Raw genomic sequence first — 23919 nt, 5'->3', positions numbered from 1 at the left:
CCATGCCGGCTGTGTTTGATCGGCTCGGATTAGCAAACGAGATGTAGCTTCGTTCCACTTGCTTTCGTCTGTTGTGTACTCTTTCTGCTGCTTGAATATATGGCCATAGAGATGGGAATATCACTCGCTATGCTTGAGAGCACTGCTCAAAGCAAATCGAGGCATGAAATAGCATTTGCGGTCGAAGTCTACAGCACGTTTCGCTATGAAGCGAACGCTTCGAAAAGAGCTTTTTTTCGAAAATCGAAAGCGATGTTTTTCTGCTTTTTTGCCGGATCATTGGGGATTTGCACAGAATGAATTTTAGCTCGCTTAGCAGTTGTCAGACACCCTACAATACAGTACTCTCGAAGCCGGATCATGACTTCACGAAAAGGAATGACTCAGGCTTCGAGGGTAATACAAAAACAGCATCCCGGCATCTTCGAAAATACGTGCCAAAAAAGTTTTCAACAACGAAGCGGAGTTTGGAATGATTCCAAATAAGCACCCGAAAGAGACAGATTCCGGAAGCGAAAAAGACGAGAAAACGGACTTTTGCAAGAGAGAATCTGCTTTTCGGAAGATCGGAAAACGATTTATATATAAAGCATTTTCAATTTATATATAGATTGTTTTCGATTTGTATATAAAACGTTTTCAATAAATATATAGATCGTAAATGATTTGTATATAAATCGCAGGACGAAAAAGGCCGATTCGGGAGGTGATAAAACAAAGGCACCCACCGAGTTTTACTGCAAACTCAATGGGTGCCCGGTCTCTTGAGAGGTGTATCGAAAGGGTATTCCGCCCCTACGCAAAATAGAATATATGTTCTTTATTTTCTATGGCGTTGATGGAACATAGATAAATGGGCTGCGGTTGTAGCAGCCAAATCGGCAGATGAAGGGGATATGAGAAGTCGGTGTACATGTCGGGTAGCAATTAGCAGTTTATCTAATGTATTGGTATTGAGCGGGTAAAGAGTGTAGGATAGAGCAATCTGCTTGCTATCCTTAGCTTTACCGGCAGCAAAGATAAGAAGATCGATCATTCTCAGGGAATCGAAATAGCCCCATCTATATCAGATAAGGAAGTCCGATAAAACTTCTTTTTTATCTACTTTTGTATTGCACGACAACCAAATTTAACAACGATGAAAACTGAAAAGGATTCGGAACTTTATCATACAGAAAGTAGCGGAACATCTTCTCTATATATACGAGCCGTAAGAAACAGACTCTTGAGTTACTCTTCGGTCTCTTTACTCTGTTATTTATTATTGTTGCAGGTCGTTAATGCAGCCTTTTTCTACCATCAAACGACGATCAAGACCGATTGGCTCCTGCCTTTTCTTACCGGAGCTTTGCCCCTGACAGCGTTCATCTGGATCTTGCCCTCTCTTGCAGTTAACAAATGGTTGAGGCATATACTCACCGCCTTGATCGTTGTCCCGTTTTCCGTCCTGTTTATATACGAATACCATTTATTGACGCTCTGGGACACACCTATCACGGATAGCGTTCTGATACATTTCCACACGAACAATCCATCCGAAGCCAATCCGGGCTATTTCTTGGGTGGTATCACCTTTGCTTCGTGGGCGAAAGGAGGAGCCATCCTTCTCTTGCTAGCTGCAATATCCATTGGCAGAAGACTGATTTTCCCTCTACTGTGTCGCATCCGATATTTATTTGGACGTGGTGCATATGTTGTTTTGTTTTCGGTCGTTTTTATCATTTCCGTTGTCGCTTCGCGCAAAGAGTTTTACAAGCTGGATGAATCCACCCCATACAATCGATTGGCTCTGAGCGAACGCTTCGTACTGGGCACGATGCATGCCATACAGGATAATGCTTCGATGAGCAGTATGGTGGAATCGCTCACTTCTCATTCCTTCGGGGATGTTTCCATCTCTCCGCAACGCAAGCCGCATACCGTCGTATTGGTCATGGGCGAATCTCTTCGTAGGCTGGATATGCATTGCTATGGCTATCCTTTGCCTAATACGCCGGTTATAGACTCTCTCTGCGCTATGGGCCATATGGTTCTTTACGACGATGTGGTCACCTGTGCCGCAAATACCAACTCATCTCTCAAGTCGGTGCTTACATACCACCAAACGAACACCGAGCAGGAGACCGACTGGCTGGACTATCCTACCCTTTCGCGGGCTTTCAGCTCGGCCGGGTACCGCACACATTGGAGCAGCAATCAGGAAAAGAGCGGCTTCTTTGTCGAAATGGTAGCAGCCATCGCCCAAACTTGCGATAGCACTTTCTACACCACACACTATTCTACTACGACATGGATGTGGGGAAAGCAAAACAACTCCTACGACGAAGCCATACTACCACTGCTTCAGAGCCATGAACAATGTGGCACAAATCTGCTGCAGATCATTCATCTCATGGGGAGCCATGCCTTATTCGAGGATCGGTATCCCGCCGATTATGCCAAATTCTCGGGAAAAGATATCCCCGAATCGCATGCCTTGGAAGAAAACGAGCTTTCTGCTCAGTATATGAACTCCGTCTACTATAGCGATTATGTGCTCGGTGAGATCATCAAACGGTATGAGAACTCTTCTGCCATCGTTATCTATCTCTCCGATCACGGTTTGGTGCGCTACGATGATCCCAAACATTCGCAGGCCATTGTGCATGCCAATGCTCCCACTGCTCTACAAATCCCCTTTATGGTATATATGAGTCCTCGCTTTATGGCCGAAAACCCCGATATAAGCGATAAGGTGAAAACAGCGCACAGGAAACCGTTCATGACAGACCTCCTGCCCAATTCCCTTGCTGCCCTTATGGGCATCAAGAACAGCTACAGCAATCCTCTGCTGGAGCTCTGGAGCGACGAGTATGACTATTCTCGAAAAAGAATTATCACAGGCTGGGATGCCTTAACAGAGTTTACACCCAAGCATCCTGAATATCAAAGCAAATAAGACGAAAATGGAACGAAAACAAATGGGCGCATTCTTTTTAGGATTGGACAGGCGTCTCTATCAACTGATCTGGCTGCTGATTTTTCTTTTCCTTGTCCAATTTTTCAACCTCCTTGAGCTACAAGCTATGGGAGTCGATAGCCAGGGGCAGATGAGAATGCTGAGGGCATTGCTGGCATGGTCTCTGGTGGGCTACCTTGTACCGGCTTTCATCCCTAATAGAATCATACGTAATATTGTAATCGGTATAGAACTGGTCTATATCTGTGTTTCTTTCCTCACGGATTTCTACCTGATCAACATCTACCGCCTTCCTTTTTCCGGAGCCATGGCGCAGCCTATACTGGCAACCAATCCATCCGAGGCTATCGGGTTCTTCCGGTCCGGTGGAAACGCGATGCTTTTTGGTCGTGGACTACTTTTGCTCTTAGTCGCTTTTGTCATAGCCCGATTGCTGCCTTGGTCTGTCAGAAAGGGATTCTCTTTGCTATTGATATTGATGGGCAAGATGCCGACTTCCGTCAGGGGTTTCCATCGAGGACGTTGGGGGCTGATCGTTCTTGTTTTACTGATGATTTTTCTCGGAGTATGGCATGCCAAATATATATATGCAGCCTACCGGAGCAATTGGATTCGTTACAATGCGATGTCATTACCCGAACGACTTTGGCTAAGCAATAGGATGGCCCAAAAGGAGATCTCCCTGTCCAATATTTACTACCATCCCCAAGCCCCTCATGAGAATCACTTGCACAGAGAGCGAACGATCGACACTCCTCACAATGTGATCGTAGTCTATGACCGGCTTATTTATCCGCACCTGATGCACTGCTATGGACATTATATAAAGAATACGCCGACTATCGATTCTCTGATAGCTTCTCAGGAGTTGTTCATTTTAGACAAGGCTTACACCGCGGACAATACGCCCCACTTTGCCATGGCGCAAGCACTGTCCTATTACGACCCCGGAGACGAAAGCAGCTGGGATGTCTATCCCACTTTGCCCGGAGTCATGCGACTGGCCGGTTATCGAACTTTTTGGCTCGACAATACGCCCAAAGCAACTCCCTGGCTGGATGTAGTACCCCAGCTTGCTGCCGATTGCGACTCTTCCTATCATGTCAATCTGCGTGCCTCGGAGGAATGCTGGAACGGCAATTCGCCTCTCGACGAGGCTGTGCTCGAACATTTGACCGATTATCGGCAGGGGAGCCAATCCGTGTTCAGTGTTATTCATTTACAAGGTGGAGAAGGGAGTATTTGGTCTCGTGTCAACAGGGACTTTTGGACTTTTGATCGTCGTCATTTCACAGTCTTCGACAACATACAGCCTGATGATAGAGACGTTTTAGCCCAATACCACAATCTCTTGCTGTATCACGACCATATACTTGGAAAAATCATCGATTTCTATAGCAGTACACCTTCCATTGTCATCTATATGGGCAATCTTGGAGTACAGGGCGATACGCATCCGTATGACGGGACACCGATCGATGAGGCGGATCGTAGCCGTGTTCCTTTCATGATTTACTTAAGCCCTGAAATGAAGCGGTTGCGACCCGATTGGAGCGAACAAATACAGGCCCTTATCGGTAAAACATATTCGACTGCCGACTTTCCCGAATGGCTAACCCGATTATTGGGTTTCGAGTATTTCAAGAACAAGTCGATAGTTGTACAGGAAGAATAATTCGGATACTGCCCCTCTTACGGGGAGGGTAGCATTGTTTTCCACATTTCACAGTGAGAAAAGAGGATTAGGGGTGCTTTGGGCAAAAGGGGGAATGTTCGACGGGGAATCTGCATTGCATGGCCGAAAAAGGTCGCCGCAAGCTGCGGGACGACATCTTTGACCCGAAAAAGCTTCTCGCAAGTTGCGGCGGCCTTTTTCAGTGCGAATTTGTCGTTCCGCAACTTGCGGCGAGGTTTTTTCGTTCGGAAATGCTTTCCCGCAATTTGCGGAAGCGAATTTCGTGCCCGATTTGCAGGTTTGCACGCCGGACAAACTGCACTGTGGAGTCGAAAAAGGTTGCTCCAACTTGGAGGAAGGCATTTCGGTGCGGATTTGTCTTCCTCCAAGTTGGAGCGGTGAATTTCGTGTCTGATTTGCAGGTTTACACGCCGGACAAACTGCATTGCGGAGCCGAAATGCAGATTTCCCGACGAACAATTGCATTTTCCTGACCCAAATGGTCTGTCGTGTAACTTTTGGAACAATTGGAAGTTTGGGCAGTGGGCTTTCTTGCGATTTTTTCAGTCCCAACGGCATGATCTCTCTACCGATCGGTACACTGAACGTAGAGAGAAAAGAAGGGGGGAGCCGGCACGTGGTCGGCTCCCCCTCTTCGTCTGTACGGGTTTGGCAGTGGGCTTAGTCCAGCAGCATCATATCGAGGATTACGACGTCTTTCAGGGGACGATTGCGCTCGTCCGTATGCTGGCGTTCGATCTTGGAGAGGGTCTTCTCGCCTTCGATCAGTTGGCCGAAGACGGTGTAGTCGCCATCGAGGTGAGGTGTACCGCCTTGGAGCATATAAGCTTTCTTCTGCTCTTCCGAAAAGGTGCATTTCTTCTCCTCTGCCATGCGTTCGAGGTCGAAGTCGGTGAAGAATCGCCCCGTAACAATGTAGAATTGGGTGGCCGATGAGCGTTTTTCGGGATTGACGTCGTCGCCTTGTCGCGCCGCGCAGAGTGCACCTCGTCGGTGGAAGTGTTTGGACGGATCGATCTCCGCCGGCAGGGTACGCGTCGTGGTATCGTTGCCGAGGTCTTCGAGTGGCTTGGCGTTTTTGCTCAGGAGGTTGCCCGACTGTACCATGAACTGGTCGATGACACGGTGGAAGAGCACGCCGCGGTAAGCTCCACTGCGGACGAGGGTGATGAAGTTGTCGCGATGGATCGGCGTCTCGTTGAAAAGCTCTACCGTCATTTTGCCCCGCGATGTTTCGATCAGGACGCGGCGGCGTACTTCGCCGGTTTGTGCCGCAGCCGCACAGCAGGCCACGAATACAAGTAAGATAAATAAGGTTCGTTTCATATCGTTATCGTTGATGTTTTATACTGTATGCCGTCTCTGTTCAGATGTCGCTCAGCTCCAACCAGCGCATCCCCTTGCTGTCGATCTCTTCGATCAGGGCGGCGATGCGGTCGCCGGCGGTGAGGAGTTCGTCCGTGGACATCGTGCCGCTGCTCATGCGGGATTCCAGTTCGGCTTTCTCCTTTTCCAGTTTTGGCAGTTCGGCTTCGAGCTGTTCCAGCTCTTGCTTCTCCTTGAAAGTCAGCTTCCGCGGACGCTCGGCAGTGTCGGTTCGGGGCTTTCCATTTTCCGCCTTGCGTGTCGTGGAGGAAGATTCGACGGCCTGTCTTTCGGCCTCTTCCTGCTGCTTGTATTCGCGATACTGCGTGTAGTTGCCGGGGAAATCCTTCACGATGCCGTTCCCTTCGAACGTAAAGAGGTGATTCACCACCTTGTCCATGAAGAAGCGGTCGTGCGAGACGACGAGCACGCATCCTTTGAATTCGCTCAGGTAGTTCTCCAATACGTTCAGCGTGAGGATGTCGAGGTCGTTCGTAGGCTCGTCGAGAATCAGGAAATTGGGGTTCTTCATCAGTACGGTACAGAGGTAGAGCCTGCGTTGTTCGCCACCGCTCAACTTGTGAATCGGCGTATATTGCTTTTCGGGCGGAAAAAGAAACTGCGTCAGCAAGGCCGATGCCGACAGGATGGTACCGTCCTTTTCGTTCCGAATCACTTCGGCGATGTCCTGCACGGCTTCGATGACGCGTTTATTTTCGTCGAACTGCATACCCTTCTGACTGTAGTAGCCGAAGCGAACCGTCTCCCCTACATCGAAATACCCTGAGTCCGGCTCTTCTTCGCCGAGCAGCAGCCGGAGGAAAGTGGTCTTGCCCACGCCGTTGGGCCCTACGATGCCCACCTTGTCGTATCGGCTGAAAGTGTAGTCGAAGTCGCTCAGGATAATGCGTTCGCCGAAAGCTTTACAGACTTTGTGAGCTTCGAATATCTTATTGCCTATGTATCTGCCCTGCTCCGAGAGGTGGAGCGTTTCGTCCCGGTGGCGAGGTTGGGCTTTTTCCTTGAGTTCGTAGTAGGCATCGATGCGGCTCTTCGCTTTCGTACCCCGTGCCTGCGGTCTGCGATGCATCCATTCCGCTTCGCGGCGCAGGAGATTGGCAGCACGGCTCGTTTCGCGTTCGGCAGCTTCCAGCCGCTCTTCCCGTTTGTTCAGGTAGTATTCGTAGTTGCCCTTGTAGGCATACAGCTGTTTGTTGTCCAGCTCCAGTATGCGGTTGCATACGCGATCCAGAAAGTAGCGGTCATGGGTGACCAGAAGCAGTCCGATCTGCTGATGCGAGAGGTAGCCCTCCAGCCATTCGATCACATCCAGATCGAGATGATTGGTCGGTTCGTCCAGAAACAGCAGTTCCGGATTGCCGATGAGCGTGCCCGCCAGAGCGATACGCTTAAGCTCCCCACCGGAGAGATTGTCCGTGGTGCGGTGTAGATCGTCCAGATGCAGACGGGTGAGAATCTCCCGTGCGCGCTGCTCGTACTCCCACGCGCCGAGGGCATCCATTTCGGGGAGCAACTCCTCCATGCGTTTGCCGTCGCCCCGAGCCGAAGCCTCCTCCCATCGCGCTATCAGGGAGGTCATCTCATCGTTGTGTCCGAAGCAGGTCTCCAGTACGGTACTGCCCGGAAGTACTTGGGGGAGCTGCGGCAGGTATGCGCGGCGGATACCGTTTTGGTAAATCACTTCTCCGGAGTCGGGTGAGTCGATTCCCGTGAGGATATTCATCAGGGTCGTTTTCCCGTTGCCGTTGCGTGCGATAAGTCCGACCTTTTCGCCCCGTTCGATACTGAAAGAGAGGTCTTCGAAGAGAACCAAATCGCCGAAGCTTTTGGTCAAGTGCTGTGCTTGAAACATGCTGTTTTTAGGTGCAGTAGTGTCAATCCTTCTGTTTGTATGCGTGATAACGAGCCATTACGCTGCGTACGTAGTTGATCGTTTCCGTACCTCGCAGATAGCCGGAGCGACAGACAGGATCGTTATAGTAGTTAGGATCCTTCTTGAGGCGGATGTATGCTTCCACGTTATTGTCCCATACGTTGGGGTTGCCCCCGTACTTCGCTGCCAAACGCCTTGCATCCGCCACGTGACCCGAACCGGCATTGTAGGCAGCGAGCGTAAACTTGAGCCTTTCTTCCGGATCCGTCACATCGGGAAATTCGTTCTTGAACACCAACAGGCATCGGATGGAGACGCGCACCGAAACTTCCGGATCCAAAAGCTCCTGTTTGTCGGCCCCGAAGCGCCGGCCTGTCCTCGGCATGATACCCATCAGTCCTCTGGCACCGGACCAACCTACGATACCGGCATTGAAGCGCGATTCGTGGTAGGCGATGGATGCGAGCAGATGCCAGGACCAGCCGAGCCGGAGTTCCTCGGCATAGTGCTTGAAAATGGTATCGTACTGCGATATACTCCCTTTTGTCAGTTTGATGCGAGGTCGGGGGGCGGACTGTTCCTCTTCGATCTCATCGTTGCTCTTGCTCATCTCGAAGTATCGCTTCTGTATGGCCCGGTACGATTCCTTGTCGGGGATGGACTCTCCCCACCGATTCACCCATCGTGCCAGACAATGATTGTCCTTGCGGACGATCCATTGCAACCTCTGGCCGAAGCCTACTCTCATGCTGATGTCTATATTGCGGTAGTAGGTTCGTGCCAGTCGTGCCAACTGTTCATCGGCAAAGGTGTAGTCTATTTCCCCTTTGGCTACCTGCGTGATCAGATCCTCCGTCGTGAGCGTATCTCCACTGAGGATCAGCGAATCGATACCCCCTCCCACTTCTTCATTCAGGTGCCGGAGCCGATCGGCATAGCGAGTATGTGCCATGACCGTGACGGGCTTGCCGATAAGGTCTGTTACGTTCGTTATACGCGGATTGACATCGGTGCGCTGTACCAATACTTGTCCCGATATTTCTTCGGGGCCGACGAAGAGATACTTCTGCTTACCCTTGAAGGTCGCGGCCTGAGGCGTAATTGCCATATCAACCAGACCGGTATCGACTGCGGCATAAAGTGCCTCGTCATTGGGCACTACCTCTACGACCAGAGTCAAGCCCAGAGAGTCGGCAAGCAGCTTGGCCAGTTCGTACTCGTAGCCCATTTCTTCGTCTTTGTACACGAAGTAGGTGGTCGATGACGAGAGTGTAGCCACGCGCAGCGTATCCGCAGAGCGCAGCCCCGATACGACAGAGGAGTCGCATGGGATACTGTCGGCTCTCCCCCCTCCGGATGCACAACCTCGGCAACTCTGCGACAAGGCTCCCACAAGGATGGAAGCGGCAAAACCGAGCAGACATAGGAGCTGTCTGCGAAGATAACTTTTCGATATGGGCATAACGATGATAAATACCGTATTGAAGAGATACACAGGCATCTCTTTGACGAACGAAGATAAGGACTTTCCGATAAAGCGACTTCCGAAGCCTGCCGCTGCACAACTGCTCCGAATCCGATACATGGACATGAGCGCAGCGCAAGGATGAAGGGCTATATATATAAGTGGTGTTCGGTACCGGTAAGAATACTGTCCGAATCAGCTTTCGAACAGATTCCGCTTTCCTGATTTTACGAGCGAAAAAACCGAAGAAACACGAGCCACTTTTCTGAAAAATGCGCGTGAGATTTTTTTCGTTGTGGTTCGTAATTTTTTTACTTCTCGCGCCAAAAGAAAAATTTTCTCACGCCACGTTTTGGGGAACGTGGATAGAGAAGTTTTTCGAACGAGAATCTCCATGACCGTGACACTGACATATACAGAAAAAGGTTAACACTCGGAGAGGTTAAGTCCATGATCAAAATTACAGTGTCTTTCCTAAAGTCCGTTATGGGTTTACACTCCTTACTCTTTAAGACGACTTTCGGTTTACACCGGTCAAACAGCCCCTTTTACACGGCGTTCATTTTGCCATGCAACTTGGGCGTGATTCGGGGAAGATCCTTCATTACACTTCAGCAGAGCAGAGAATGTCAACCTATTTTTTTATTTTTGTTGATGTATCGAATATATGCATTGGCAGAGGTGTCCCCCTCTTCCATTGGTAGTCATTGGATAATGAGCTTCACTTAACGACAAGAAAGACATGGCGGACAAACTTTGTGGAGAAATAACCTGTGCTACGACTTTTAAGGAAGAAGAGGAGGCCGTGCTGTGGCTCGCTGCCGGAATTGCTAAGAAACATGTCGAAAATGGTGACATTGAGGACTTCGACAATAGAGAAAGGGAGAAGAAAAGACTTATCCCCTCTATTTTCGTATTCTTATAGAAGAAAGTGATTCTTAAAAAATTAATGAGCAAGTACATATGGGCCGAAATCAAATATATATCACACAGGAGCAATTCGATTTCTTTTGTCAAACCCAACGACCCTATGAAGGATTTGTGGAAGGTGTCGGATATGCATTTGTCCATCGTGGACTTGTCAATCCTCACGCCAATCGCCCGACAAATCCGTTCCGCCAAACCAAAGGCTATGTATTGCCTTTCAAGCAACAGTTGATAGAGGTCTCTCCCGACTTGATAGCTAATAGCCTAAAGTGTAATAAGACCGCTGATACACCTCAAGAGGCACCTGAGAGAGACAGTAGATTTTTAGGAGAGCGATTTTACACAAAAGACGGTCGATATGTCTATATCGGTACTATGTCCGGCGGATGGGTCTGTTATGACAGATCAGGGAACAGAATACTGGAGCAATTACCTGAAATTATTGTTTACTCTTCAAAAGAACCCGGTAGAAGTATAATAGGGACAGGAAAAGACTTCGTCAACGCCGGACTGGGTGTCGCATCCACCTATATGGTTTATAAAGGTGGATACTACAAATGGAATGAAGCCTGGCATATGACAAAAACACGAGGTTTGAGATACCGGTTTCAGAAACAATGGAAAAACCCGGGTGCTGCTCACTGGCGAAAAGTCCAAACAAATACGGTCAGAACAGCTCGAAGAACAGCAGGGAAATTGACTAAGGCAGGAGGAGCCTTACTCGTTGCAGATATTGCCTTGTCAGGAGAACTAAAGCCTTCTCATGCGATAAATGCTGTTATGTTAGGAGCCTCCACCACCGGAGTCGGCACTATCGTCGCGGGAGCTTGGTTTATCCTCGACTTTGGGACTATGGGTGTGAACTATCTGATCAATGGAGAGGCAAAAAGCTTGAGTGATATAATTGATGAAAATATCGGGACAATCGAAATGTACGATGGACTCTATTAACGGTAAAAGCATAGATTACAGACCTCCGGTAAAATATCTGCTGTTAGGCATTGGAGCCATCCCCTGCAGCATATTTATGTTTTTGGGGATGGGCGGAGGAAGGCTCATCGTATCGATCATCCTCGGGATTCTTTGTGTCGCTACGTTGGCAATGGCGATAATCTTCTTGCTGCTTTACTTCAGGCGAACCGGCATTCGGAGGATTATTATCGGACAAGACCAAATCCTCTTCGTATCATTGGATAATACCGTGCAAAAGTTTCCTCTCAACACACTGAAGTCAGTCGATTTATACTCTACTTATGATGAGATGATCGAGCTTAAAGCCCATCGACAGCCGAAAATCATATTGTCGAAAAGCCGGATTAAAAGGAAAGACTATCGGTTTATTGTGAGCTATCTACAAGAACATTCAGCCCCAAGCGGCTATAAATACACCGACTACCGGTAACCAAACCTTTCCCATCCGAAGTACCTTCCCTTTTCCCGACAGTTACCATTGCAGCATGGAACAAGGAAGGGCAAGCAGAATCGAAGTACGAGACGTGAATGCTGTCCGGCAGGCGATATTACTGCTTTTTCGACCCATCCGGGAGCCAACTTCTTTCATTACATGTCGTGTCTTTTTTGCAGAAAAGGCCATGCTTCGATGCCAATTTGTACTTTTACCGTGCAATGGAAAAACAGATCGATATTTTGGTCGTGGACGATGATGTGGCTGTCTGTGCCGCACTGCGTCTGGTGCTCAAGCGAGCCGGCTATAATCCCATCTTAGCCAACAGTCCCGACGAAGCTTTGTCCATCGTGCGAAATCCCGATAGCGACTGCAAGCCGGCCGTAATCCTGATGGACATGAATTTCTCCCTTTCGACCTCCGGCAGGGAGGGATTGGAGCTGCTGGAGAAGATGCGGATATTCACTTCCTGCCCGGTCATACTGATGACGGCTTGGGCTTCGATTCCGCTGGCAGTGGAGGGAATGAGGCTTGGGGCTTTCGACTTCATCGGCAAGCCATGGGACAATGATCGACTCCTTCGTGCCATAGATACAGCCTTGCATCTGGCTGCTCCCTCAGCTATGGCGGATCCATCGAAACAGTCTAACAGAGATACAGCCCGTCAGCCGAAAACGGTGATCAAGGGGAATGACCCCTGTGCTCATATCATAGGCCGGAGCGATGCCATCTGTAGGATCAAAGAACAGATACGCCGCATAGCTCCCACGCATGCCTCTGTGCTGATCACGGGCGAGAGTGGTACGGGCAAAGAATTGATAGCCGAGGCCTTGCACCGTGGGAGCAAACGCGCTTCAGCTCCATTTGTCAAGGTCAATTTGGGCGGGATTCCCGAGAGTCTGTTCGAGAGCGAACTGTTCGGACATAAGAAAGGAGCTTTTACCAATGCTTTTTCGGATAGGAAAGGACGGTTCGATCTGGCCGATGGTGGCACTATTTTCTTGGACGAAATAGGCGAACTGCCGGTCGGCAACCAAGTGAAGCTGCTGCGAGTGCTACAGGAACAGACATTCGAGCCGTTAGGCGAGAGCATCTCCCACCGAGTGGACGTCCGTGTGGTATCGGCTACGAATGCTTCCTTGGAGCAGATGGTAGCCGAGGGACGTTTCCGAGAGGATCTCTATTATCGAATCAACCTGATACATCTGCATCTGCCTCCGCTGCGCGAGCGTCAGGAGGATATACCACTGCTGGTGGAAGCCTTCAGCAATGCTTTTGCCCAATCGGGCGGATTGTCCCCTGTCTGTTGGAGTGCAGAAGCTATACGACGTATCTGCGCCATGCCCCTGCCGGGCAATGTGCGCGAATTGAAAAACGTAGTGGAGCGTACACTATTGCTCTCGGGAGCGAGAGAAATCAGTGCCCGGGATGTGGCTGACTTCGGTCTGCAGGCAACAGCAACAGACTGCTCCGACGAACGGGCTTTGACCGACATGGAAAAGGCTGCCATCCGAGAGACGCTGACTAAATACAACGGCAACGTCAGTCGTGCTGCACGAGCCTTGGGTTTGAGTCGGGCAGCTCTCTACCGGCGAATGGAGAAATACGGACTATGATGGCGTGTAAAACAGAATCGGCACGATGAAACGATTGGGCAGAATATCCCTACGCGTTTTGCTCCTGACAGGAGTATCGCTCACCTTGATGCTCATAGCGATGACTCTCCTATACCCTCCGGTGGAGAGGAGTGGGCTATTCATCATACTGGCCATAGAGGTTGCTCTCCTCTTCTTTCTCGGTTTTCTATATAATAAGGTGGTATTGCCGATACGAGCCGTAGGCGATGGAATGGATATGCTCCGTTCGCAGGACTATGCCACTACCCTTGCTCCTGTCGGTCAGCCGGATGCAGACCGGGTGGTAGAGCTTTACAATGCGCTGATGCACAGCCTCAAGAGGGAAAGACTTAGACTGGAGGAACGAGACAATTTCCTTTCGCTCGTGATGGATGTTTCGCCCGTGGGCTTCGTCGTTTTGGATTTCGACATACGAGTTGTGTCCGTCAATCCTGCCGCTCGCAGACTGTTGGACTTGCCCGATGATTATATTCCGATCAAAAGACCATTGGAAGAAGTATGTACAAAGATCCCTTTCCGTCCGGACGAGCTGGGTGAGGGAGAGTCCCGTACATGGCGATTGCCTACCGCCGAGGTGAGGAGGATTACGCGGATGAGATTCTACGACCGATCGTTCAGCCGTCTCTTTTTCAGTATCGAAACCCTGACCGAGGAGTTGCGTTCGGCCGAGAAAGAAGCCTATGAAAAACTGATCAGGCTGATAGCCCATGAGGTCAATAACAGCACTGCCGGTATAATCGGTGTGCTGAATGCCGTGGGGGATGCTTTCGACGACACGCCTCATACACCCGAAGGGGAAGTATCAGAAGCCATTGCACTCTGCCGTGATCGGTGTATGGCCATGAGTCGCTTTATCACACGATTTGCCGAAGTGGTCAAGCTACCCGATCCTACCCTATCTTCCGTAGACTTGGTATCTCTATGCGAGCGGTGCATGCTGCTGATGCAGCCTTTAGCTGCCGAAATGGGTGTGGAAATGAAGATGTGCAAAGAGCAAAATTCCTGCTTTGTCCATTGTGATTCCGAGCAGATAGAGCAAGTAGTGATCAATCTGCTACGCAATGCGATAGAGAGCTTTGCAGGGTATGAAAATATGGCAGCCTCGGAGACAAAGACGGTTCTGCTCTGTCTGGATGGTCACAATCTGCTCGTAGAGGATAACGGACAGCCTATCAGCGATGATGTCGCTGCCCGTCTCTTTACGCCATTCTTCAGCACCAAGCCAAATGGTCAAGGGATAGGCTTGGTCGTTATTCGCGAAGTACTGACCCGCCACGGCTGGTCCTTCTCCTTGACCACCGATGCCGACGGCCGCACTCGTTTCCGTATGGCGTGGCCATGATGCGATTTACCTCTTTTGTTCGCTGATAGCCCTTTCCAACAGGGCTATAATTTGGGAGGATGGAATGTTTTTGTCACCTTAGCACGTCCGTTTTCCCGATTTCTTCTTTTTTCAGGGACGATTCGGACAAGTATTCAATATGATTTTTAGGCATGGACAATCAAAAAAGACCTTTTACAACGCGTTTCGATCATTATAACTACAACGTCCTCGACCTCGAGCGTAGTCTGGCCTTCTACGACCGCGCTTTCGGTTTTCGTGAGGTGAAGCGTAAAGAAGCGGCCGATGGCTCGTTCATCCTCGTTTATCTGGGCGATGAGAGCGGACATTTTCTTTTGGAACTGACTTGGCTCAGGGACAGGAAAGAGCCTTACAATCTGGGAGAGAATGAGGTGCATCTCTGTGTCCGGACTACGGGCGACTACGATGCCGTACGCGAATATCACCGCACCATGGGCTGTATCTGCTATGAGAATGAGCAGATGGGGCTCTACTTCGTGAACGATCCGGATGGCTATTGGATCGAGGTGCTGCCGGAGGATCGGGATTGAAGTTTCTCAGCTGTCGGATGTCTCGATGCTGCCCACTTCGAACAGCTTTTCATGTGCCGATTCTTGAGGATTAGATGAATTTCATCATGCTTTCTACCAATCAGATAAAATTCTTGCGAAGCCTGCGCGAACGAAAATACCGTTTGCGAGAGCAGGCTTTCGCAGTGGAAGGGCCTAAGCTCGTCGGCGAGATGCTGCCTTTCTATCGCTGTCGTATGCTGGTCGGCACGGCTGCCATGCTAAGAGCCGTAGGCGTACCGCATGATGTCGAAGCAGTGGAGCTACCCGAATCCTTCGACTTCAAGCGCATCAGTACGCAGACCACTCCACAGCCACTAATGGCCGTATTCGATCTGCCTGCAGAGCCGGAGCCGGTAGTGGAAGGGCTGACGCTGCTCTTGGATGGGGTGCAAGATCCGGGCAATGTGGGGACTATCCTACGAACAGCCGACTGGTTCGGTATCCGTCATGTGTGGCTGGGGGCAGGTTCTGCCGACGTCTTTTCTCCGAAGGTCGTACAGGCCTCTATGGGAGCATTGGCACGAGTACAGCCGACACCCCTAAAGAATACGGTCGATACACTGGCTTCTTTTCGTCGGCAGGGAGTACCCGTTTACGGAGCTTTTCTGGATGGACAAAGCCTGTACGAAGCCTCCTTGCCGAACTTCACCGAGCCTGCCATACTCGTCTTGGGCAGTGAGGGGCGCGGTATCAGTCCCGAAGTTGCGACAGAGATCACCGACAGACTTACGATACCGGCTTTCGGTTCATCGGTCGAGGGGCATATCGAATCGCTCAATGTGGCTATTGCCGCAGCTGTTTTGTGCTCTGAATGGAGACGTCGCAACTGAGAAAAACAGCACCCTTTTCGATAGTTTCCCAAAAGTTTTTGCAAATGGTAAAAGGAGGAATTGTTTTCGGGTATCCAATACCGATCTACGATTCATCCGAGTTCGGCTTTTTTCTTACATTTGCCAGTGAAGAAAATCCTTCTTCAGGCTGTAAATACCTATCAATAAACGACTAAATGATAATAGACATGTACTCCGACTTCATCCACTCCATACCCTCTGTGGCCTATTGTACCACTCCTATACAGCTTATCTCACTCCGAAGTTGGATAAAAAATATCTACGTCTATGGCTAATCAGCAGGAATAGCCCCTCTTCGCTCATCCTCCGAACTAATAAGGCACCCGTCGAATTCTTCTGCGAATTTGACGGGTGCCTTTGTTTTATTATCTCCACAAAAAGCCTTTTCTGCCCTACGATTTATATATAAACTGCTTACAATCTATATATAAACTAAAAACGATTTATATACAAATTGAAAATGATCTATATATAAATCGAAAATGGTTTATACACAAATCGTTTTCCAATCTCGCAGAAAGCAGGTTTTCAAGTAAAATTGTCTACTTTCTTATCTTTTTCTCTTCGATTCCTACCTCCCAGAAGCTGCTTATTTAGAATGGTTCCAAACTCGCCTTCGTTGTTGAAAAGTTTTTTGGTACGTATTTTTCATTACTAGAAGTCACTAGAGTCTTTAGCTATTACATTTAAGTACTCTCCGAACCTCCTGTTGTCACCGACTCCGTTGCTATCCAACTGCTTTCCTCAGATTTCCAACTTTCTATCCTTGCTACCATCTCCGGCTTTAGATAAGCCTTTATATGAGGTTCATTCACATACAATAGAAACAGTAATACACTCTTTGCTGTCTGCAGCTTTTCTTCCTTAGAGAAGAAAGGTGTAAAGTCGCTCAATGTGTATGCCCGTTCCTCCTCATGACTCTCTCCGTTCAGTGCTAGACGGCACATAAAATTCTCGTAATAGACTCGTTTATCCTCCGACATGTTACTGATTATTCCCTCCATACGCATCATGGTTTCAAAAGGCTTATTATAGCAGAAGCTTGAGAAGGCCTCTAACATTCGCCGCATAATATTGCCAATACCCATTTCCACTGTTTCATCTAGGTCATCTAGGCACTCGCAGTTTGCATATTCATACACATGTGTCAACAATTTCTGGTATTCGTTTCTTACAGTCTGCTCCCTTATCTTCTTATTCTCTAGCTCCAGAAACTTCTTCTCACCACGTCCTCCTTGTAGATCATTCTTTATTTTTACTAAATCAAAGACAGACTGTAGATCGTGAGACATGACTAATAACCGGCTATTTGGATTACCCTTCTTTATGTTACCAAACTGATACCGCAATAGAGACATCACCCCTAGCCTGTTTCCGTAGTCAAAGCTCGAAATGGGGTCATCTATCACGATCAAATATTCCGAGGTATACTTATCCTCATCACTTTTTCCACTAAATAGCATCGCAAAGAAGTAGCAAAGTCCCAGCACATTTCGCTCCCCCACACTAATCTTCTTTGGCTTTACCTCTTTACCGTTCACCGTCAGTTTGTAGCAGCCCTCGCCGGGAGTTAGCTTCACCTTGCGATTACTATAGAACACGTACTGCAGTTGCTTGTTGATATACTCCAGAGCAATGTCCGTTCGCTCTTTCTGCATTTTCAGTTCCTTTATAGCAGCTACTAACTCATCCTTTTGCTCTTTCAGTTTTTGAAGTTTGTTTTTATCTTCAAGCTCATTATCCAATGCCTTTCTGTAGCTTATTAGTGCAGATGCCAATTCTTTTCGGGCCAACTGATTATTCTCGTTGCTTACCTTTGCAAGCAACTTATTTCGCCTGTTGATTGTCTCATTAAAGATCTCCACGCGTTCCAGTATACAATCTAGTGCAGTCTTCCATGCTATGCGTGCTTCAGTATATTCGTCCATCTTATCAATAAACGGAGTTTGCAACTGTTTATAAATATCGCTTTGTCGCTGCTCTATTTTCTCTCTTACGATAGCCAATACATTGTTCAATTTCGTTTTCGCAGTGATGGCAGCATCCAGTTCTGTTTTATTTAGACTATTGGGAAATTCAGGCATCTCTGTTTCTATTGCCGTAAATAGTTTACATTCATTACTTAGCCTCGTGTTAAAGTCATCCGCTTCTTTGTTTAGAAGATGACTTAAAATCTCATCTATGGAAACTCGATCTTCTTTTGTGATTTCTCTCAAGCACAATGGGCAGAACGTCCACCCCCCTTCTAGCATATGCCGAGTATGGGACTGCTCAAAGCGCTGTGGTTCTTGACTTATCTTTGTTAATAAATCCATAAGTCGCTGTTCTCTCTCTGTAAGTTGCGGCGAGTCTAAGGGTTTTTCTAATAGCAGAGTCAAGTCTTCCAAATTTTCTGGCAACGTCAATTCCCCTATACTCCACACTATAACTTGCGAATTCTCCGACTCCAAGTATAAACTCTTATCAGCCACCACCTGCTCTCGCAGTTGCTCGCAGCTCTCAGGGGGTTCTTCCATTTCCATCAGCTTTTTCAACAAATCATCCGTAATGCGGCTTTTCAGTTTGTTTCTTTTCAAGTCGCGGTCTATGTCAGCCCATCCACCGTCCTTGCGTAAGCCCTCTCTAATCTGATTTCGCCAATACTCTGGTGATATGATTTGGTGTGTATCCTCGTATTTCCTTACTTGTTCTTCTTGCTGGTTAAACTCTTCTTCCTTCTTTTTTAATTCTTCGTTTTTCTTGTTTATCTTTTCATCCAATTCTACCTGCTCACCTAGCATCACTATAGCATTCAGTCCATCATTCTTCACCCTTACATTGTTCTGGACAAAATCTTCGTCAAATACGAACACATCCCGTTTATACTTATCTGCTATAGGTATCTCGCTGCTCACAGTATAGTCTATTTCTTTATCCAATGGCACTTCCTCACGTTTAGCTCGCTCTTCTTCGCTCTCTGATAACTGTTTCAAACAAAGGGCTATAGTGCTCTTTCCACTACCATTGCGTCCATAAATGATACTCAAAGGTGCATCTCCTTTGAACAGTTCCAGTTCCGTCTCCTCGTCAAAGTATCCACCCTTTATCTTTATCTTCTTAAAATTCTCAAACATAATATGTCTTATTTATTCTGCAATATTACAATTATAAATCAAATTTCAATATAGGAGCACATTATTTTCCCTGTAAAAAAATTATCCACATAAAATAGTGATACCTAAAAAGCCGACGATCAAAGAGGTTAAATCTGAGATTTAATTTGTGGCGTTTTATCTAAAGTCAATTATAGGTTTACACATTTTGGCTGTGTGCATTCACCAGGAAAGATCGGTGAAGCCACACCATTTAAACGATATAGGCAATATCAGCTACGACCTATTCTCCCAGACGCTTGGGCACGAGGTTGGATTCTGTATTCAGCAGGTCTTCATAACGATAGGGTCTGTGCTAAGAGTTGGTGGTCCGAGGAGAAAAACAGCATTTGCGGGGCATTAAGTCGTTGGTTCTAAAGAATCAGTAGAAACTGTTCCGACCGATCAAGAAAGAGCATTGAGCCCCCCTTTGCCAAACCTATTGCATATAGAATATCTCAATACGCTATATAGAAATAAAAGAACACATTTCGATAGTTTTCATCCTAAAATTTAATCCGTAACCAAACTGTCACATTTGAGACTGGAATATGTGAGGAAAGAAATTCGTATTTTTGTCCTCATTATCAAAGAATAACAACCTACTACGTGCAATCGAATATGCTCACGTCAAAAGAAATCAGAGAGTCGTTCAAGACTTTTTTTGCCTCAAAAGGTCATAAAATCGTTCCCTCTGCCCCCATGGTGATCAAAGGCGACCCTACGCTCATGTTCACCAATGCCGGCATGAATCAGTTCAAAGACATCATACTCGGAAATACCGAGGCTAAATACACTCGTGTAGCAGACTCGCAGAAGTGTCTGCGTGTAAGCGGCAAGCACAACGACCTCGAAGAGGTAGGCCATGACACCTATCATCATACCATGTTCGAGATGCTCGGCAACTGGTCGTTCGGCGATTACTTCAAGAAAGAAGCCATCGAATGGGCTTGGGAATACTTGGTGACGGTATTGGGTCTGGATCCTCAGCGTCTCTATGCTACCGTATTCGAAGGCAGCCCCGAAGAAGGCCTTGACCGCGATGATGAGGCAGCATCTTACTGGGCACAATTTCTGCCCGAAGAGCGAATCATCAACGGTAATAAGCACGACAACTTCTGGGAAATGGGCGATACCGGCCCCTGCGGTCCCTGCTCGGAAATACATATCGACCTGCGTTCGGACGAAGAGCGTGCCCAAATAAACGGTTTGGAGCTGATCAATAAGAGCCATCCACAGGTCATCGAGATATGGAACCTCGTCTTCATGCAATACAATCGGAAAGCCGATTCTTCCCTGACGCCTCTGCCACACAAGGTGATCGATACGGGCATGGGATTCGAGCGTCTGTGTATGGCCTTGCAGGGCAAGACTTCCAATTACGATACGGATGTCTTCCAACCCCTTATCCATGCTTTGGCTACGATGACGGGGATCGGATACGGAGAGGATTCCGCCTCGGATATAGCCATGCGCGTAGTGGCCGACCACATCCGGACTATCGCCTTTGCCATCACGGACGGCCAATTGCCCTCCAATGCCAAAGCCGGCTATGTCATTCGCCGTATCCTGCGCCGTGCGGTTCGCTACGGCTACACCTTCCTGCACTGCCGCGAAGCGTTCATGTACCGATTGCTGCCGACACTGATCGATACAATGGGCGATGCTTATCCCGAATTGCAAGCACAGCGCGAACTGATCAGCCGCGTGATCAAAGAAGAGGAAGAGAGCTTCCTGCGTACACTGGAAACGGGTATCCGCCTGCTGGAGAAAAAAATAGCCGACAATAAGGCTGCCGGCTCCACCGTATTGGACGGTGCCGCTGCCTTCGAATTGTACGATACGTTCGGATTCCCCCTCGACCTCACAGCCCTGATCCTATCGGAAAATGGAATGACGGTGGACGAATCAGGCTTCGACACGGAGATGCAGAAGCAAAAAGAGCGTGCCCGCAATGCCGCTGCCGTAGAAGCCGGCGACTGGGTAGTGCTGCGTGAGGGTGAATCCAAATTCTCAGGATACGACTTCACCGAAACGGAAACAGAGATCCTGCGCTACCGTCAGGTGAAGCAGAAAAACAAGGAATACTTTCAGGTGGTACTCTCGGACACTCCTTTCTATGCGGAGATGGGTGGACAGGTAGGCGACAGCGGTCAGCTGATCGACGAGTCGGGTGTAGCCTATGATGTATTCGACACGAAACGCGAAAACAACCTCTCGGTACACCTGATGAAGAAATTGCCCGAAAGCACGACGGATACTTTCGTGGCACGGATCAATCAGGACAAACGCCGCCAGGCAGAGGCCAACCATACGGCTACGCACTTGCTGCACGAAACTCTGCGCGAAGTCCTCGGAACGCATGTGGAGCAGAAGGGTTCGTTCGTCAGTCCGGAGGTGCTTCGTTTCGACTTCTCCCACTTCGGCAAGATGTCTCCGGAGGAGATCCGAAAGGTGGAAGAATTGGTATCCGAGCGGATACGTGCCGACTTCCAACGGGAAGAGTTTCGCGATGTGCCGATTGCCGAAGCACAGGCTATGGGAGCCATGGCCCTCTTCGGAGAGAAGTATGGCGAAGAAGTGCGTGTACTCAAATATGGCTCTTCGGTAGAGTTGTGCGGAGGTACGCACATTCCCTCTACCGGCATGATCGGGACATTCCGTATCGTTACGGAAAGTTCGATAGCATCGGGAGTTCGTCGAATTGAAGCCGTAACGGGCATCGGTGCCGAACGTTTCATATACGAGAAAGAAGATATTCTGCTGGCTGTAAAGGAGCTGTTCAACAACAATCCGAACCTGATCAAGTCCATCAAGAAAATGCTCGAAGAGGATGCAAGTCTGAAAAAACAGATAGCGGACATGAAGCACGAACGCATGCTGAAGTTCAAAAAGTCGCTTCTCGAGCAGGACGTTCGTCGCCGTGGCATCCGTCTTTTCCTCTTTCAGGAGATCATGGAGGCAGAGACGGCCAAGGATATAGCTTTCCAGATAGCCGGCGAACTGCAAGAGAGCTTCGTCCTCATAGCAGGAACGACCGAAGGTGGCGAAAAATGCGCACTGACAGTGATGCTCTCGAAAGACCTCACGGAGGGAGGAATGAATGCAGCCAAACTGGTGCGAACTGCCGCCAAGCACATACAGGGCGGTGGTGGCGGACAGCCTCACTTTGCTACGGCGGGCGGCAAGAATCCCAAAGGACTGCCTGCTGCCATTCAGCAGATACTGACCGAAGCGGAGCTAACGGACTGATCCCCCTGTAGCCTGTGGTCATCGTCGGAACAGATATTATCGGTCGTAAGCTGGTACCTGCACTGTCGGGTATAGCTTACGACCGATTGTTCGTTTTGTGCGACGAGGCAGTGGCAACGCTGCATGCAGAGCGAATTGCTGCGATCAGAGCACTAACGGCCGCGGATGATTGGTATTTGCTCTCCGGAGGGGAAACGATCAAACAGTGGGAAAACTGCCTGCCCCTATGGCGATGGCTGAGCGAAAGAGGTGCTTCGCGCCACTCTCTACTATTGAATATAGGAGGCGGTACCATTACGGACTTGGGCGGCTTCGTCGCTTCGGTCTATAAGCGAGGTATCCGAACGGTAAACCTCAGCACAACGCTGATGGGGATGGTAGATGCTTCGGTCGGAGGGAAGACAGGCATAGACTTCGAAGGCGTCAAAAATGAAATAGGCACTTTCCATCTGCCGGAAGCAGTCTTCTACGACTGTGCTTTCCTCTCTACCCTACCCGACCGTGAACTGCTGTCGGGATATGCAGAATTGATAAAGCATGCTCTTCTCATGGGAGCGAATGAGTGGAAGGGAGTCATATCTTTCGATCCGTTCGGTAATAATATGAAGGCATGGGAAGAGATCGTTCGGCATAGCGTAGCTTTCAAGGAGTCGATAGTAAATCGGGACTTGCACGAATCCGGGCTTAGAAGCATACTCAATCTGGGACATACCATCGGGCATGCGGTAGAGAGCTTTTCCTATAGCCTACCGGGAAATGTAGGCCTCTCGCATGGCCATGCGGTCATGATCGGCCTTATCTGCGAACTCTATTATTCGGTGGTGGCACATGGTTTTCCTCGGGAGATCCTCTACTCGCTGGTCTCATGGTCCAAAGAATACTACTCACCCTTCTTTTTCACCTGTAAGCAATATCCGGCTCTGACCGCTTTTTGCATGAAGGATAAGAAGAATCTGGAAGGCAAAATCAGGCTCATTCCCCTCAAAGGGATAGGCTTACCGGCGGAACCATGTGAGATAACGGAGAAAATGTTGCACGAATGTTTCGATTTTTATCGCGAAACTCTTGGAGGGTAAATAAAAAAACCTACCTTTGCAACGCAATAAGCAAGCGGGGTGTAGCTCAGCCCGGTTAGAGTACGCGTCTGGGGGGCGTGTGGTCGCTGGTTCGAATCCAGTCACCCCGACTGGTAAAAGAGAAAAAGGGGCTGTGTCAAAATTCATTTTTGGCGCAGCCCCTTTTCTTTTCGGTTTGGTGTTGGTTAAGCCACCAGTTTTAGCCTTTGAGGGATATTTTTGTGTCTTTCGAGTAGGAAGAAGGGCATGAGGCCGAGATTGAGGGTTGATATAGGTCTTTTCGGGGTGTTTTTCGCCTTTCGAGCAAGCTTAGCCCATAGTTTCTTCAGATTAAAGGCCATAGCTAG

Annotated in this window: 16 protein-coding genes, 1 tRNA gene and 1 pseudogene; 13 read left to right on the top strand and 5 right to left on the bottom strand. The window is 48.7% G+C overall.

Features of this window, described 5'->3' with window-relative positions; all coding sequences use genetic code 11:
- Positions 1-1138: 1138 nt before the first annotated feature.
- Together F452_RS10840 and F452_RS0107625 are read left to right on the top strand one after the other, a co-directional pair.
- Positions 1139-2938: a phosphoethanolamine transferase gene (locus F452_RS10840; protein ID WP_052114563.1), complete on the top strand. Its 1800-nt coding sequence runs from the start codon at positions 1139-1141 to the stop codon at positions 2936-2938.
- A gap of 7 nt (positions 2939-2945) precedes the next feature.
- Entirely contained in the window at positions 2946-4634 is a 1689-nt protein-coding gene (locus F452_RS0107625; protein ID WP_018965621.1) for a sulfatase-like hydrolase/transferase, read from the top strand.
- Positions 4635-5315: 681 nt separating this feature from the next.
- On the opposite strand, the gene F452_RS0107615 is transcribed toward F452_RS0107625, so the two are convergent.
- The 4 genes from F452_RS0107615 to F452_RS11595 all read right to left on the bottom strand — a co-directional run bounded on the left by F452_RS0107615 (position 5316) and on the right by F452_RS11595 (position 9706).
- The gene (locus F452_RS0107615) at positions 5316-5981 is read right to left on the bottom strand and encodes a peptidylprolyl isomerase (protein ID WP_018965619.1); all 666 of its coding nucleotides are present in this window, start codon (positions 5979-5981) and stop codon (positions 5316-5318) included.
- Positions 5982-6021: 40 nt separating this feature from the next.
- On the bottom strand, positions 6022-7893 hold the full coding sequence (locus F452_RS0107610) for an ABC-F family ATP-binding cassette domain-containing protein (RefSeq protein WP_018965618.1): 1872 nt from the start codon (positions 7891-7893) through the stop codon (positions 6022-6024).
- A 22-nt stretch (positions 7894-7915) separates the two neighbouring features.
- Positions 7916-9505 (bottom strand): MltF family protein, encoded by a 1590-nt coding sequence (locus F452_RS0107605; RefSeq protein ID WP_235317526.1) that lies wholly within the window; start codon positions 9503-9505, stop codon positions 7916-7918.
- 69 nt (positions 9506-9574) lie between these two features.
- On the bottom strand, positions 9575-9706 hold the full coding sequence (locus F452_RS11595; protein WP_230587835.1) for a DUF1661 domain-containing protein: 132 nt from the start codon (positions 9704-9706) through the stop codon (positions 9575-9577).
- Here F452_RS11595 and F452_RS12845 point away from each other — a divergent pair.
- From F452_RS12845 to F452_RS0107570, 8 genes and pseudogenes are all read left to right on the top strand, one after another.
- Positions 9675-9809 (top strand): DUF1661 domain-containing protein, encoded by a 135-nt coding sequence (locus tag F452_RS12845; RefSeq protein ID WP_235317525.1) that lies wholly within the window; start codon positions 9675-9677, stop codon positions 9807-9809. The genes F452_RS11595 and F452_RS12845 overlap by 32 nt on opposite strands.
- 327 nt (positions 9810-10136) lie before the next feature.
- Positions 10137-10247: pseudogene (locus F452_RS12100) on the top strand (histidinol phosphate phosphatase); the annotation flags it as partial.
- Positions 10248-10342: 95 nt separating this feature from the next.
- Positions 10343-11257, top strand: coding sequence for a hypothetical protein (locus F452_RS0107595; RefSeq protein WP_018965615.1), 915 nt, complete (start codon positions 10343-10345; stop codon positions 11255-11257).
- Positions 11244-11708: a hypothetical protein gene (locus F452_RS0107590; RefSeq protein ID WP_018965614.1), complete on the top strand. Its 465-nt coding sequence runs from the start codon at positions 11244-11246 to the stop codon at positions 11706-11708. Before F452_RS0107595 ends, F452_RS0107590 begins: the two co-directional genes overlap by 14 nt.
- Positions 11709-11932: 224 nt before the next feature.
- Positions 11933-13327: a sigma-54-dependent transcriptional regulator gene (locus F452_RS0107585; RefSeq protein WP_026292295.1), complete on the top strand. Its 1395-nt coding sequence runs from the start codon at positions 11933-11935 to the stop codon at positions 13325-13327.
- 25 nt (positions 13328-13352) lie between these two features.
- Positions 13353-14690 carry a sensor histidine kinase gene (locus tag F452_RS0107580; protein ID WP_026292294.1) on the top strand — a complete coding sequence of 446 codons (1338 nt, stop codon included), beginning with the start codon at positions 13353-13355 and terminating at the stop codon, positions 14688-14690.
- A gap of 152 nt (positions 14691-14842) precedes the next feature.
- Entirely contained in the window at positions 14843-15241 is a 399-nt protein-coding gene (locus F452_RS0107575) for a VOC family protein (RefSeq protein WP_018965611.1), read from the top strand.
- Between the two features lie 74 nt (positions 15242-15315).
- A complete protein-coding gene (locus tag F452_RS0107570) occupies positions 15316-16092 on the top strand; it encodes a TrmH family RNA methyltransferase (protein ID WP_018965610.1) in 777 nt (258 codons plus the stop codon).
- A 707-nt stretch (positions 16093-16799) separates the two neighbouring features.
- Here F452_RS0107570 and F452_RS0107565 read toward each other — a convergent pair.
- The gene (locus tag F452_RS0107565; protein WP_018965609.1) at positions 16800-19226 is read right to left on the bottom strand and encodes an AAA family ATPase; all 2427 of its coding nucleotides are present in this window, start codon (positions 19224-19226) and stop codon (positions 16800-16802) included.
- A 639-nt stretch (positions 19227-19865) separates the two neighbouring features.
- Here F452_RS0107565 and alaS point away from each other — a divergent pair.
- The 3 genes from alaS (at position 19866) to F452_RS0107550 (ending at position 23682) form a co-directional block, all read left to right on the top strand.
- Positions 19866-22496 carry an alanine--tRNA ligase gene (alaS, locus tag F452_RS0107560; RefSeq protein ID WP_018965608.1) on the top strand — a complete coding sequence of 877 codons (2631 nt, stop codon included), beginning with the start codon at positions 19866-19868 and terminating at the stop codon, positions 22494-22496.
- A gap of 14 nt (positions 22497-22510) precedes the next feature.
- A complete protein-coding gene (gene aroB, locus F452_RS0107555) occupies positions 22511-23572 on the top strand; it encodes a 3-dehydroquinate synthase (RefSeq protein ID WP_018965607.1) in 1062 nt (353 codons plus the stop codon).
- 35 nt (positions 23573-23607) lie between these two features.
- Positions 23608-23682, top strand: a tRNA-Pro gene (locus F452_RS0107550).
- The last annotated feature ends 237 nt before the right edge of the window (positions 23683-23919 follow it).

Origin of the sequence: Porphyromonas gulae DSM 15663 (assembly GCF_000378065.1) — a bacterium.
Taxonomy (GTDB): Bacteria; Bacteroidota; Bacteroidia; order Bacteroidales; family Porphyromonadaceae; genus Porphyromonas; species Porphyromonas gulae.
The sequence above is the reverse complement of the archived record's forward strand: the minus strand, read 5'-3'. Positions and strand labels throughout refer to the sequence as shown.